The sequence below is a fragment of the Streptacidiphilus jiangxiensis genome, assembly GCF_900109465.1.
Taxonomy (GTDB): Bacteria; Actinomycetota; Actinomycetes; order Streptomycetales; family Streptomycetaceae; genus Streptacidiphilus; species Streptacidiphilus jiangxiensis.
On record NZ_FOAZ01000003.1, the window covers coordinates 41,983 to 55,676 of the forward strand.

Below are 13,694 nucleotides of genomic sequence, written 5' to 3' on the forward strand. Positions count from 1 at the left end.
CCCACCTCCGAAGGCCAGGACCACCGAGTCGAGGAGCGCACGTGGGCCTTGTCGTGCAGAAGTACGGCGGCTCATCCGTAGCGGATGCCGAGGGCATCAAGCGGGTCGCCCGCCGGATCGTCGACACCAAGAAGGCCGGCCATGAGGTCGTCGTCGTGGTGTCCGCCATGGGTGACACGACGGACGAGCTCATCGATCTCGCGGAGCAGGTGTCTCCCTTCCCTGCGGGCCGCGAGCTCGACATGCTGCTGACCGCCGGAGAGCGGATCTCCATGGCCCTGCTGGCGATGGCTATCAAGAACCTGGGCCACGAGGCCCAGTCGTTCACGGGCAGCCAGGCGGGCGTGATCACCGATGCCGTCCACAACAAGGCCCGCATCATCGACGTGACGCCGGGCCGCATCCGCGCCGCGCTCGACCAGGGCAACATCGCGATCGTCGCCGGCTTCCAGGGCGTCTCCCAGGACACCAAGGACATCACCACCCTCGGCCGCGGCGGCTCGGACACGACCGCCGTCGCCCTCGCGGCGGCGCTGAAGGCCGAGTGCTGCGAGATCTACACCGACGTGGACGGCGTCTTCACCGCCGACCCGCGTGTGGTGAAGAAGGCCAAGAAGATCGACTGGATCGCCTTCGACGACATGCTGGAGCTGGCCTCGTCCGGCTCCAAGGTGCTGCTGGCCCGCTGCGTCGAGTACGCGCGGCGCTACGACATGCCCATCCACGTGCGTTCGTCCTTCTCCGGGCTGACCGGCACCTGGGTCTCCAACAAGCCTCTGACCAAGCCCGAAGGGGGCGAGATCGACATGGAGCAGGCCATCATCTCCGGTGTGGCCCACGACACCTCCGAGGCGAAGGTCACGGTCGTCGGCGTCCCCGACAAGCCGGGCGAGGCCGCGCGCATCTTCCGCGCCGTGGCGGACGCCGAGATCAACATCGACATGGTGGTCCAGAACGTCTCCGCCGCGACCACCGGTCGGACGGACATCTCCTTCACCGCGCCCAAGGCCGAGGGCCGCAAGGCCATCGACGCGCTGGAGAAGGTCCAGGAGTCGATCGGCTTCGAGTCGCTGCGCTACGACGACGCGATCGGCAAGATCTCCCTGGTCGGCGCCGGTATGCGCTCGCACCCGGGCGTCACCGCGACCTTCTTCGAGGCGCTGTCCGCCGCGGGCGTCAACATCGAGCTGATCTCCACCTCCGAGATCCGCATCTCGGTCGTGACCCGCTCCGAGGACGTCAACGCCGCCGTGCAGGCCGTGCACACCGCGTTCGGCCTCGACAGCGAGACCGACGAGGCCATCGTCTACGGCGGCACGGGCCGATGACCGTTCCGGGTGGCGAGCGCGCTTCCGCCAAGCCCCAGCCCGTGCGGCCCACCCTGGCCGTCGTCGGCGCCACCGGCGCCGTGGGGCGGGTCCTGGTGGATCTGCTCGCCACCCGCGCGGACGTATGGGGCGAGGTCCGGCTCTTCGCCGGACCGGAGGGCATCGGCACCGAGGTCCAGGTGCTGGGTCGGTCCGAGCCCGTCCGCGCCCTGGAACCGGGCTGCTTCGAGGGCGTCGACATCGCCCTCTTCGAAGCACCCGAGGACGTCGTGGAGGAGTGGGCGCCGCTCGCCGTCGCCGCCGGTGCGGTCGCGGTGGACGGCTCCTCGGCCTTCCGGCTCCACCCGGACGTGCCGCTGGTGGTCCCGGAGATCAACCCCTCGGCGGCGCGGATGCGCCGGATCGGGATCATCGCCGCGCCGCGCTGCGCGACGCTCGTGCTGACCGTGGCGCTGGCCGCGCTGCACGCCGAGTTCGGGCTCAGCCAGCTGGTGGTCACCGCCGCACTCGCCGCCTCCGGCCGCGGCCGCATCGGCGTCGACACGCTGCGCCGCCAGACTGCCGAGGTCGCCGGCGACCCGACCGTCGGCACCCGCACCGGTGACCTGCGCCGGGCCGTCTCCGAGCAGGAGGACGACCCGTTCGAGGCGCCGCTCGCCTACAACCTGCTGCCCTGGGCCGGTGACACCACCGAGGACGGCTGGTCCAGCGAGGAGCTGGGCCTGCGCAATGAGACCCGCAAGATCCTCGGCCTGCCCGAGCTGCCGATCTCCGCGACCTGCCTGCGCGTCCCGGTTGTCAGCGGCCACTCGCTGACCGTGCACGCGGTCTTCGAGCGCGAGCCGGACGTGCACCGGGTGCGCGAGATCCTCGACTCCTCAGCGGGCGTCATCGTCTACGACGACCCGGAGAAGGGCGAGTACCCCACCCCCGCCGACGTGGTCGGCTCCGACCCGACCTGGGTCGGCCGGGTCCGGCGCTCGCTGGACGAGCCGCACGGCCTGGAGCTGTTCCTGTGCGGGGACAACCTGCGCAAGGGCGCCGCGCTCAACTGCGTGCAGATCGCCGAGCTGGTCGCAGCCGAGGGCCAGGCAGGCTGACCGCGGACGCCGGAACGGATTCGGAAGAGGTTTAAGGGGAGTTGGTGCAGACGCCCGATTCGGCTTCCGTGCCGGTGGACGGCCCCGTACCGTAGTGCCACTGCACACGGTGTCACGGAGGGGCCAGGTGACGTACAACCCTCACGGCGGGTCATGCGTCCAACTGGCGTGCCACCAACCTCGGTGCTCGTCATGACGGCTCCCTTCACCGCGGACGCCTCCCGCTCCCACCCGGGCCCGCACCCGCACGCGCCCGCGGGCCCCGTCGGCGTGGGCGCGGCCGGTGCGGTCCCGACCGGCCCGGTGACGGCCGGCCCGGTGACGGTCGCCGTGGGCGCGACCGTGGACCACCTCACCGAGACCTACCAGGCCCACTACTCCTCGCTGCTGCGCCTGGCCGCGCTGCTCCTGGACGACACCGCGTCCTGCGAGGACGTGGTCCAGGAGGCGTTCATCCGGGTCCACTCGGCGCGACGTCGGCTGCGCGACCCCGACAAGACCCTCGCCTACCTGCGCCAGACCGTGGTCAATCTCTCCCGTTCCACGCTCCGCCGCCGCATCATGGGCCTGCGCCTGCTGCAGAAGCCGATGCCGGACGCGGCCAGCGCCGAGGAGGGCGCGTACGACGCGCTGGAGCGCGACGAGCTGATCCTCGCCCTGCGCGGCCTGCAGCGGCGCCAGCGCGAGGTCTTGGTGCTGCGCTACTTCTCCGACATGACGGAGGCTCAGGTCGCGGACACCCTGGGCATTTCCGTAGGCTCCGTCAAGGCGTACGGTTCGCGCGGGCTCGCCGCGCTGCGGACCACCATGGACGGCGGCGCGTTCGACGCGAGCGCGACAAACGCGGCGCAGGCGGCGCATGCATCGCGCGGACCGGGGGTAGACGCGCCCCGGGCGGCGGTACGGACCGTCAGAACACACCGAACAGAGACGCATCGGGCAGAGGGGAGGCAGCGGTGAGCGCGGAGCGGCGCTCGCGCTACCTGCGCGTGGTGCGACCGGGATCGGGAGCCGGTTCCGATCCCGCAGCGACGCCGCCGCTTCCCGTGGAGCCACCGCTGACCCCGCCCCTGTGGCTCGACGCCACCCCCGACCTGCCGCCCCGGGCGGCGGCCTCGGCGAGCCCGGACAGCACGATCCCCTCCCAGCCGGGCCGCGTGAACGCCTCCGGCATCGGCCCGCTGGTCTCCCCGGGCGGCACGCTCGCCTCCGGCGCGACAGGCCCCGACGGGTCCGGTACGCACACGCACACCGGCACCGGCACCGGCACCGGCACCGGCACCGGCACGAACATGAGCACGGGCACGGGCACGGCAGGCTCGGGCGGCAAGCGGCCCGGTCTGGTCGACACCGCCGCCTTCCGCCCCGGCGGGTCCCGCCCGAATACGGACGCGAACGCATCGCGCTCGGACACCCGCGGCTCGCACGGCGCGGGCACGGGCTCGCACGGCGCGGGCACGGGCGGCTGGGGGTCCAACCCGCTCGGCTCGGGCCCGCTCCGCTCCGCCGGGAGCGCCGGGCTCGCCGACGAGGACCCCGTGGGGGCCGCGCTGCGTGCGAGCCTGCAGCAGGCGGTCGGCGGGGTGCGGCCCGCGCCCGACTCGCTGGCGCGGCTGCGCCACGCCGTGCCGCAGCGGCGTGCGCTGCGGCGTCGCGCCTACGGCGGCGCCGCTGTCGCGGCGTCGCTCGCGCTGCTCGGGCTGACCGCCCTGCACTCACTCGGCCCCGACGCCGCCACCAGCGCGGCGACCGGACCGATGGGCTCGCTGTTGCCGGGCGCGCAGGCCTCCGCGAGCAAGCACGGCCACGGCGGTCCGACCACAGACTCCTCCGCGCCCGGCCTGCCCTCCGTGGGCGGCAGCGCCTGGGGCGCGACCGGTGGCCACCCCGGCGGCAGCGTGCTGGTCCCCCTGCCCTCCGGCGGGGTGACGAGCGTGGCCGCGTCGCTCACGGACGGCATCACGGCCGGCAGCACGCTGGCCGAGTGCAGCCGGAGCCAACTCGGCAGGGGCGCATCCGGACTCGCCTCGCCGGACACCTCCGGGATCGTCTACGGCTCCTTCGCGGTCAGCAACGTCTCGACGTCCCCGTGCAAGATCAGCAACGCGGGCGCGATCAACGTGACGGCGCCCGTCGGCACGAACGTGTCGCGTTTCACCGTCGCCCCGCACACCGCGGGCGACCCCGCCGTCTCCCTGCCATCCCCCGATCCGGCCCACCCGGCCGTCGCGCTCGCACCCGGCCAGACCTACGTGATCGACTTCGCCTACGTGCCGAGCGTCTGCCCCAGCAACAGCAACGGCGGTCCGAGCGACACCACGAGCGCCGCACCGGCGACGGCCGGCGCCGCCTCGGCCGGGGCAACGGGTGGCGCGGGCAGCACCGGCGGCACCAGTGGCACCGCCGGGGCGGCCGGTGTCGCGACGGACGGCGCCGCCGGTAGCGGCACGGGCGGCGGCAGCCCCACCTCCTCCCCCGGCACGCCCGGCGGCACGAGCAGCACGGGCGGGACGGGCGGCACCGGCAACCCCTCCGCGGCGACCGGTCCGAGCATCCAACTCGCCGCGGTCCCCGCGTCGGGGGGCGCGGCGACGTCGAGCACGACGCTCCAGGGCGCGTGCGCCGGAACCATCTACCGGACCGACCCCCTGGCTGCGCCGCACTAGGGCGCGGTTACCGTTGTGGGGTGTACCGGACCCTTCTGACCCCGCGCTGGCTGGCCGTCCACGTGCTGGCGCTGGTCGCCGTGCCGGTGTGCATCCTGCTCGGGCTCTGGCAGCTGAGCCGCTTCGAGCTGCACAGTCACGCCCAGAAGCAGCAGGCCGCCCACGCCTCCGCGGACGCGGCGCCGACGGCGTTCGCCCCGCTGCTCGCCGGCCCCGACAAGGACGGCGTCAACAACGACGACGGCCGCCGGGTCTCCTTCGCGGGCACGTACGACGCCGCACACCAGCTGCTCGTCCCGCAGCGGACGGTGGACGGGAAGAGCGGCTCCCTGATCCTCACCCCGCTGCGGCTGAACGGCAGCGGCGGCTACCTCGCCGTGGTCCGCGGCTGGCTGCCCGGCTCCCCCGCCGCCGCGCCCGCGCCGCCGACGGGCGAGGTCTCCGTCACCGCCCGACTGCGGACGGCGGAGACGCCCGACACCACCGGAGCGATCTCCTCGGGCACGCTGCCGGCCGGCCAGCTCGGCATGATCTCGCCGGTGACCTTGGTCAACGCCCTCCCCTACTCCGTCTGGAACGGCTGGGCCTCCCTCGACCCGGGGACGGCCGGCACGGCGGGCCTGACCGCCGTGCCGTACAGCGCGCCCTCCGCGGCGGACGCCTCGAGCGGCGGGCTGAGCCTCCAGGCGATCCAGAATCTCGGCTACGTCGGGCAGTGGTTCGTCTTCGCGGGGTTCGTCGTCTTCATGTGGTTCCGCTTCGTCCGCCGCGAGATCGAGACCCAGCGGGACCGCGCCCTGGGGCTCGAGCCCCTTTAGGGGTGCGAGGACCTGCGCGACAAGCAGAGCCCCGCGCCCCTGAGGGCGCTGAAACTAGCTCATGTGCCTCTTCACGAAGTCCAGCTCCAGGCGCAACTGCTTGATCCGCTCCTCCACCACCAGGGAGCCGTGCCCGGCGTCGTAGCGGTAGATCTCGTGGACCTTGCCCAGCCGTTCCAGCTCCGCGACGTAGTTGTCGATCTGTCGGATCGGGCAGCGCGGGTCGTTGACGCCGGCGCTGATGTAGACGGGCGCGCCCAGGCCCTCGACGTACGACAGCGGTGACGACGCCGCGTACCGGTCCGGAACCTCCTCGGGCGTGCCGCCGACCAGCGTGCGGTCCATCGCCTTCAGGGCCTCCATCTCGTCGTGGTACGCCGTCACGTAGTCCGCGACGGGGACCGCGGCCAGGCCCAGTGCCCAGGCGTCCGGCTGGGTGCCGAGACCGAGGAGGGTGAGGTAGCCGCCCCAGGAGCCGCCGGCCAGGACCAGGCGCTTCGGGTCGGCGAGGCCACTGCCGACGGCCCACTCCCGCACCGCGGCGATGTCCTCCAGCTCGATCAGGCCGACGCGGTGGCGCAGGGCGTCCGTCCAGGCGCGCCCGTAGCCGGTGGAGCCGCGGTAGTTGACGCGGATCACGGCGAAGCCGTGGTCGACCCAGGCGGCGGGGCCGGCGGCGAAGGAGTCGGAGTCGTGCCAGGTCGGCCCGCCGTGGATCTCGAAGACGCAGGGCAGCGGGCCCTCCCCCGCGTCGGCGGGGCGCTGCACCAGCGCGTGGACGGTGCCGCCGGGGCCGTCGACCCAGACGTCCTCGACGGGGACGGAGGCAGGCGCCTGCGGGCCGGGCGCGGCAAGGACGACCGCGCCGGTCGTCGAGCGGACGACCGGCGGCTGCTCGGCGGAGGACCACAGGAACTCGACCGACCCGTCGGGACGCGCGGACGCGCCGGAGACCGTGCCGGTGGGGGTCTCCAGGCGGCTGAGCTCGCCGCTCGCCAGCTCGTAGCGGTAGAGCTCGCTGCGGGCGCGGAAGCTGTGCTCGATCAGCAGCGCGGTGGCGTCCGGGTACCACTCGGCGGTGACGTCGCCGGGGAGGTCGAGGACGATCTCCTGCTCCGCGCCGGTGGCGGTGTCCCAGATGAGCGGCTCCCAGCGGCCGCGCCGCTGGTGGGCGACGAGCATCCGGTTGTCACCGGGCAGCGGCGCGAAGCCGAGGCAGGAGAGCCCGAGCGGCTCCTCGCGGCCGGTGGCGTCGTCGAGTTCGGCGACGGTGTGGATCGCGTCGCCCTCGACGCGCAGCACGCGCAGCGCGCTGTGCATGGCGTCGCCGTGCTCGGTGTGGTCGACGGCGATCAGGGCGCCGTCGTGGGAGAGGTCGCCGACGCCGGCGGACTCGCGGTGACGGTAGATCTCCAGCGGCTCGGCGGAGCCGGGGCGGACCAGGTGCAGGGTGGTGCCGTCCTCGTCGGTGGAGCGGCCGACGACGGCCTCGCCGCGGCGGCCGAGCGCCAACCCGGCGGGGTAGGAGGGAGCGAGGCCGGGCACGGCCTCCGGGTCCGACTGCGCGGCGTGCGCCCCACCGTCGCCGTGACCACCGTCGCCGTGACCACCGTCGCCGTGACCACGGTCGCCGCCGTCACCACCGTCGCCGCCGTCGGAGGACTCCGCGCCCGTGAAGGGCTGGCGGCGCCAGACGCCGAACTCGTCGCCGTCGGTGTCGTCGAACCACCAGATCCACTCACCGTCCGGCGTGAGCGTCGCCTCGGTGGTGCCGTTGGGCCGGTCGGTGACCCGGCGCTGCGCGCCCTGTGCGCGGTCCCAGGCGTAGATCTCGTAGGTGCCGGTCGCGTTGGAGACGAACAGGGACCTGTCCGGCGCGTCCTCCGCCCACTCGGGCAGGCTCACCCGGGCGGCGCGGAACCGCCGTTCCCAGGCGGGGAGGGCGTCGAAGACCGCGTGGACGGCCTCCTCCTGCTGCTGCGTGGTCTCGCTTCGCTGGCTGGTCATGGGGACCATCATCGGGCACGGCGGTGACACCGGGTACGGCCCCGGATCACCTCGCTCTGGGTGGAGGACGGCCGCGGGGGCCCGGTCCGCACCGGAGTGCGGACCGGGCCCCCGCAGGGACGCGCGCTGCTGCCTCAGCCGGCCAGCAGGGTGTAGCCGTTCCAGCCGCTGCCGATGCGGATCGGGGATCCGTACGGCGCGCTCGTGTTGTTGGTGCCCGGGTTGAGCCACAGCACGCCGCTCGTGTCGCGGGTCACCAGGTCGTTCACACCGTCGCCGGTGATGTCGCGGGCGCCGACGATGCTGTTGTAGCTGTTCCAGCCGGAGCTGATGCGGATCCGCGGGCCGAACGGCGCGCTCCACTTGCCGGTGCCCTGGTAGAGCCAGAGCACGCCGCTCGCGTCGCGGGCCACCAGGTCGGACCAGCTGCTGCTGCCGATGCTGCCCACGCCGACCAGGCTGTTGTAGGTGTTCCAGCCGGAGCCGACGCGGACGCGGACCTTCAGCGGGGAAGCGGGGTTGCCGGTTGCCTGGTAGAGCCAGAGCACGCCGCTCGCGTCCCGGGCCACCAGGCTGCCGCCGCCCGTGCCGACACTGCCGACACCGACGATCGAGTTGTACATGCCCCAGCCGGGACCGACACGGACGCGGGAGGCGAACGGAGTGCCGGCCTTGCCGGTGCCCTGGTAGTACCAGAGCACGCCGCTCGCGTCGCGCGCGTACATGTCGCCGCCGCCGAGGGAGTCGTGCCCGACGGGCAGCGTCAGCAGGTTGTAGGCGTTCCAGCCCGGACCCACCAGGGTGCGGGGCTGGTACGGGCTGCTCGCCTGGCCGGTGCCCTGGTACTGCCACAGGTTGCCGGAGGCGTCCCGGGCCAAGAGGTCGTGCTGGCGGCACAGCATGCTCGCGAGCCCGCTCTCCTGCGGCGAGCCGAGGCCGGATGCCGAGTCGTAGCCGGTGTGCGCGGAGTAGGTGCCGCTGGAGTCGGCGATGTCGTTGTTGCCGGAGGTGATGTCGCGGAACGCGGAGGCGTAGTTCGTCTTCGCGGCCTGGTACAGCACCGGGTTGAGGTAACCCGCCCGGCCGCCGAGGCAGGAGGCGGTGGAGTTGATCTGGGCGATCGCCGCGGCCCAGGTGGGCGCCGCACCGGAGGTGCCGCCGACGATCCCGGCGACCTCCTGCTGGTAGGTCGAGTCGCTCGAGTTGAGGTCGGTGAAGACCAGCGGGTAGCCGCTCAGCCCGGAGCCGAGGGCGGCCACGTCGGGGACGGAGCGCTTGCTCGAGGAGGAGAAGCCGGCCTGGAAGGCCGGTGCCCCCCAGTAACCGGAGATGCCACCGCCGCCCGCGCCGTTGCTGTCGTTCCACACGGTCTCGGTCAGCGAGGAGCCAAGGCCGTGCAGGTGGGTGCCGCCGACGCCGGTGACGTAGGGCTGTGAGGCCGGGTCGTCGACTGCGAAGCGGGTATCGGTGTTGCCGGTCGCCGGGCTGTAGCAGTCGCTCGAGCCGGAGTCACCGGCTGCCGCGACGACGCTCTGCCCCTGGGCTGCCGCCTGCTGGAAGATGTTCCGCTCGGCCGTGAGCAGGCTCGTGTCGGACGGGTTGAGATTGGTCTCGCACTGACCCCAGCTGATCGAGATCACCTGGGCCGCGTTGTCGTTCACGATCCTCTGGTACGTGTCCAGCATGTTGGTGTCGGTCGCGAACTGCGGCTCCGGCGCCTCGTAGTCGCGGATCGAGGCACCGGGGACCAGGCCGATCAGGTCCTCGATGTCGAGCAGCGACTCGATGCCGTACTTGCTGTTGTCCGGCGTGATGGTCGGACCGCCGTCGACCTTGGTGTAGCTGATCGGGGTGGAGGTGCCGACACAGGCCTGGTACTGGGCCAGGCTCTGGGTGTCGACGTTCTCCATCTCGAAGACCGCGATGGTCTGACCCTGCCCCGTCGTGGCGGTGTGCGGCATGTTGTACGCCGACGCCAGCGACTGCGGGCTGTAGTAGTTGTTGGCGTCCGTCCACGAGTTGTCGGCCAGACCCTGCGCGATGTCGGAGCAGAGCGTCGGGCCACCGGTGGCGTGCGGTGTCACGGCGTGCGCCGTACGGGTCGTGCCGCCGACCGCCACGTTGTGGTGGTTCACCTTGATGTGCGAGGTGTAGGTGCTGACCTTGTTCAGGCCCACGATCGCCGACACCTGCGAGGCCACGTCCGCGGGCAGCGCCGGCGCGGTGGTGGCCACGTAACCGTGCTTGCCGTTGGCGAGCGTCACGTTGCGGAAGCCGGTGTCGAAGGCCTTGGCGGCCTGCGCGGCGGTGGCGGTGATCGGGATGGAGAGGCCGTTCTCGCTGACCTGGCCCGGCTTCAGGCCCGCCTGACGCAGCGCGGATTCGACCGCGGCGATCGTCTGCCGGGTCGGGCCGAACTTCTCGGCGAACTGGCCGGTCGCGAGGAAGTGGTGGTACAGCGGGTTGCCCTGGGTGGACACCGCGTCGACGAACGCGGTGAGCGCCGCCGGATCGCGGGGCTTCAGGGAGACGCTCAGTCGGAGCTCGGTCGACGGTGCTGTCGTGCCGGTGGTGTGCGCGCCCACGGGGACGCGCACGGTGGAGCCGATGCGCTGCGGCGAGGTGTCGGCGCCGGCGCCGGACCCTCCCGCGAGCGGAGCGGCCGAGGCAAGCGGGCTGGTGGCGCAGAGGGCCGCGGCAAGACCTGCGGATATGAGCGCGACCCGACCGGCCTTGTTGGCCATGCTGGATCTCCTATGACGTGGTGACGTCGCGCCGGCCGAAAAAGGGGCGGCGACGTCGCAACCGGAGCGCCGTGGGCGGTCCGATGACTCCCCCAACAGTGAAATAGGAAGTATTTCTATCAGCTGCGATCAAGCCACGTCACAGGGGGGTCGTGGACTTTCAGCAAAACGTTACGGAACCATCAGCAACGCCCAGGCCAGCAGGGCTGCGACGGCCGCGCGTTCGCCCGATATGCCCGGAACGAGCTGGAGAATCAGGGTGACCGCGGCGACGCCCAGCGCGGTGCCGAGTCCGCGTCCCATATTGACCATCCCGCCGCCGGTTCCGGCGGATTCCGTCGGGAATGCGCGCATCACCATGGTGTTGTTCGCGGGGGTGAACACGCCCAGCCCGCAGCCGAGGAGCACCAGCACGAACGGCAGCACGGTGACGCTCAGCGGGACGACCAGCATCGCGCCGAGGGCGACCAGGCACAGCAGCGATCCCGCCCGCGCCCGCGCGCGGTCCGTCAGGGAGGCGGGCAGCACCCGGTCCGCCGTGGTCGCGGCGAGCGCGAAGCCGAGCGGCAGCGCCGTCAGCACCAGGCCCGCGGTCATCAGGCCGACACCCTGCCGCGTCAGCACCACCGGGACCAGCACCAGCGGACCGAACAGCACGAGATAGCCGCTCATGCCCGCGAGCAGCCCGCGCCCGTGCGAGCGCAGCAGCTTCGGATCCAGCAGCGGCTGCGGAACCCGCGCCTGACGGCGCATCAGGGCCCAGCCTGCCGCAGCGGAGACGAGCGCGAGCGCGACCGCCGTCCACAGCGGCCAGCCCAGGCCGGAGACGACCGAGAGCGCGAGCAGCAGTCCGGTGCTGGTCAGCGCGAGCAGCGCGACACCGAGCCGGTCCACCCGGATGTCGGCGCAGCGGCGGCGGGTGCGCGGCAGCAGGTAGTGCCCGGCGACGAGGGAGAGCACCCCGACGGGGACGTTGACCAGGAAGACCCAGCGCCAGCCCAGCGTGGCGACGATCGCCCCGCCGACGGTCGGGCCGAGCGCCAGGCCGACGGCCTGGCCTGCGGCCTGCATGCCGAGCGCGGTCCGCATCCGCGCCGCCGGGGCGGAGGTGGTCACCAGGGCGACACTGTTGGCCTGCATCAGCGCCGCGCCGAGCGCCTGCACCACGCGGAAGACGACCAGGACGGCCAGCCCCGGCGCGAGCCCGCAGGCCGCGGAGGCCACGGTGAAGACGCCGAACCCGTAGAGATACATCAGCTTGCGCCCGTGCGCGTCGGAGAACCGTCCGACCGGGACGAGCAGCGCGACGAGGGTCAGCAGGTAGGCGAGGGAGACCCACTCGACCGCGGCCGGCGAGGCGTGGAAGTCCTTGCCGAGCGCCTGGTAGGTGAGCGTCACGATGCTGGCGTCGAGCTGGCCCATGAAGGCGCCGAAGCACACCGTCGCCACGGCCAGGCGCCAGGCCCAGCTGCGCCTGCGGACCACGTCGGGGCGGGGACGCTCCTGGGTGAGGAGATCCCAGCCGCGGGGTATCGGTGCGTCGCTGAGGGCCATGTGGTCGAGTTTATCTCTGCCACCGACATAATCGGAAGAGGAGCATCTCTGCCGGCCGACAATCGTCGCAGTGGCGACGTAGCGAAGCTGTGACCCGCGGATCATGGAACCCATAGGTCCGGGCGGGAGCCTTGAGGCATGGACCCCCGCATCCGCTCGCGCGCCCTCACCGCCGTCGCCGTTCTCGCCACCGCCGGTTTCACCGCCGGGACCGCGCTGCTGCCGAGCTCGGCACATGCGGCCACGGATCCCGTAAGGTCTAGACCAACGGCGGCCCAGTCGATAGCGTCGGCGCCATGGAGTCCTCCGTCCTCGCCTTCGCCGTCGATCTCCTCGACGAGGGCGCCGAGCCGTTCTTCGGCAACCTGACCGACCGCGCCGGTGTCGGCGGGGTGACCCTCGCCTCCGTCTACCACGAGGCGCGCGACGTCTTCCCGCACAACCCGCGCCGGGTCCTGCGCTACCTTGAGCCCGGGGCCGCCTACTTCCGGCCCGACCCGGCCCTGTGGCGCGGGCGTACCCTCGCCCCGCGCGCCGCCGCGGCCATCGGCGACGAGGACCCCTTCGAGCTGGCCTCCGCGCACGCCGGTCGGCGCGGCATGAAGCTGCACGCCTGGACCGTGTTCCTGCACAACGACCGGCTCGGCTTCGAGCACCCCGAGTGCGCCCCCGAGAACGCGTTCGGCGACCGGCACCTCACCGAGCTCTGCCCGGCGAACCCGGACGTCAGGGAGTACGTGCGGGGCCTGGTGCTGGAGCACGCCCGCTACGGCGTGGACGCGATCCGCGCCGAGTCGCTGCACTTCCACGGGCTGCGCCACGGCTACCACCACGAACGTTATTTCGAGGAGCTCGGCCCGATCACCGAGGCGCTGCTCGGCCTCTGCTTCTGCACCCACTGCCGCTCCGCCGCCCGGGGCGCCGGGGTACCTGCGGACGAGGTGCGTGCCGCGGTCCATCGGGAGATCCGCGCCCGGCTCGCCGACGAGGACGCCGCCACCGCGCCCGGCTCGCTGACCGACATCGCGGACGGGGCGCTCGCCGCCTATGTCGACGCCTCCGCCGCGACCGTCACCTCCCTCGCCGCCGAGGCGGCCGAGACCGCCGAGGCCTGCGGCATGCGGCTCAGCTTCATGGACGGCGGCGGGCCGGGCACCGGATGGCTCTCCGGGATCGACCTGGCGGCCCTGGCCAAGGCGGTGCCGCAGGTCGAGACGCTCGGCTACGCGAAGACCGCCGCCGAGGTGCGGGAGAAGGTGGCCGCGTTCGCGCTGCACGGAGTGGCGCCGTCCGCATTGGCGGTGATCCTGCGTCCGATGGCCAAGGACTGCGACAGCGCGGAGAACCTCGCCGCGAAGGTCGCGACCCTGCGTGAGCTGGGCGTTCCGGAGGTGGAGTTCTACCACTACGGGCTGATGCGGCTGTCCTCCCTGGACCGGATCGGCGCGGCGCTGGGCCATACACGGTAGGCTGCCCG

Annotated in this window: 8 protein-coding genes and 1 pseudogene; 6 read left to right on the forward strand and 3 right to left on the reverse strand. The window is 72.9% G+C overall.

Features of this window, described 5'->3' with window-relative positions; translation table 11 throughout:
- Positions 1–41: 41 nt before the first annotated feature.
- The 5 genes and pseudogenes from BMY61_RS06495 (at position 42) to BMY61_RS06515 (ending at position 5,912) form a co-directional block, all read left to right on the forward strand.
- Positions 42–1,328: an aspartate kinase gene (locus tag BMY61_RS06495; protein ID WP_075003781.1), complete on the forward strand. Its 1,287-nt coding sequence runs from the start codon at positions 42–44 to the stop codon at positions 1,326–1,328.
- On the forward strand, positions 1,325–2,428 hold the full coding sequence (locus BMY61_RS06500; protein WP_042454281.1) for an aspartate-semialdehyde dehydrogenase: 1,104 nt from the start codon (positions 1,325–1,327) through the stop codon (positions 2,426–2,428). Before BMY61_RS06495 ends, BMY61_RS06500 begins: the two co-directional genes overlap by 4 nt.
- A 192-nt stretch (positions 2,429–2,620) precedes the next feature.
- Positions 2,621–3,250: pseudogene (locus BMY61_RS47440) on the forward strand (SigE family RNA polymerase sigma factor); the annotation flags it as partial.
- A gap of 134 nt (positions 3,251–3,384) precedes the next feature.
- Positions 3,385–5,094 carry a hypothetical protein gene (locus BMY61_RS06510; protein ID WP_042454280.1) on the forward strand — a complete coding sequence of 570 codons (1,710 nt, stop codon included), beginning with the start codon at positions 3,385–3,387 and terminating at the stop codon, positions 5,092–5,094.
- A gap of 20 nt (positions 5,095–5,114) precedes the next feature.
- Positions 5,115–5,912 carry an SURF1 family protein gene (locus BMY61_RS06515; RefSeq protein ID WP_042454279.1) on the forward strand — a complete coding sequence of 266 codons (798 nt, stop codon included), beginning with the start codon at positions 5,115–5,117 and terminating at the stop codon, positions 5,910–5,912.
- Between the two features lie 54 nt (positions 5,913–5,966).
- On the opposite strand, the gene BMY61_RS06520 is transcribed toward BMY61_RS06515, so the two are convergent.
- The 3 genes from BMY61_RS06520 to BMY61_RS06530 form a co-directional block, all read right to left on the reverse strand.
- Positions 5,967–7,919, reverse strand: coding sequence for a S9 family peptidase (locus BMY61_RS06520; RefSeq protein WP_082015370.1), 1,953 nt, complete (start codon positions 7,917–7,919; stop codon positions 5,967–5,969).
- A gap of 134 nt (positions 7,920–8,053) precedes the next feature.
- Entirely contained in the window at positions 8,054–10,663 is a 2,610-nt protein-coding gene (locus tag BMY61_RS06525) for a protease pro-enzyme activation domain-containing protein (RefSeq protein ID WP_042454278.1), read from the reverse strand.
- A 171-nt stretch (positions 10,664–10,834) separates the two neighbouring features.
- Entirely contained in the window at positions 10,835–12,217 is a 1,383-nt protein-coding gene (locus BMY61_RS06530) for an MFS transporter (protein ID WP_042454277.1), read from the reverse strand.
- Positions 12,218–12,513: 296 nt separating this feature from the next.
- Here BMY61_RS06530 and BMY61_RS06535 point away from each other — a divergent pair, with 296 nt between their 5' ends.
- Positions 12,514–13,686, forward strand: a complete 1,173-nt coding sequence (locus BMY61_RS06535) for a glycoside hydrolase family protein (protein WP_042454276.1) — start codon at positions 12,514–12,516, stop codon at positions 13,684–13,686.
- Positions 13,687–13,694: the final 8 nt, after the last annotated feature.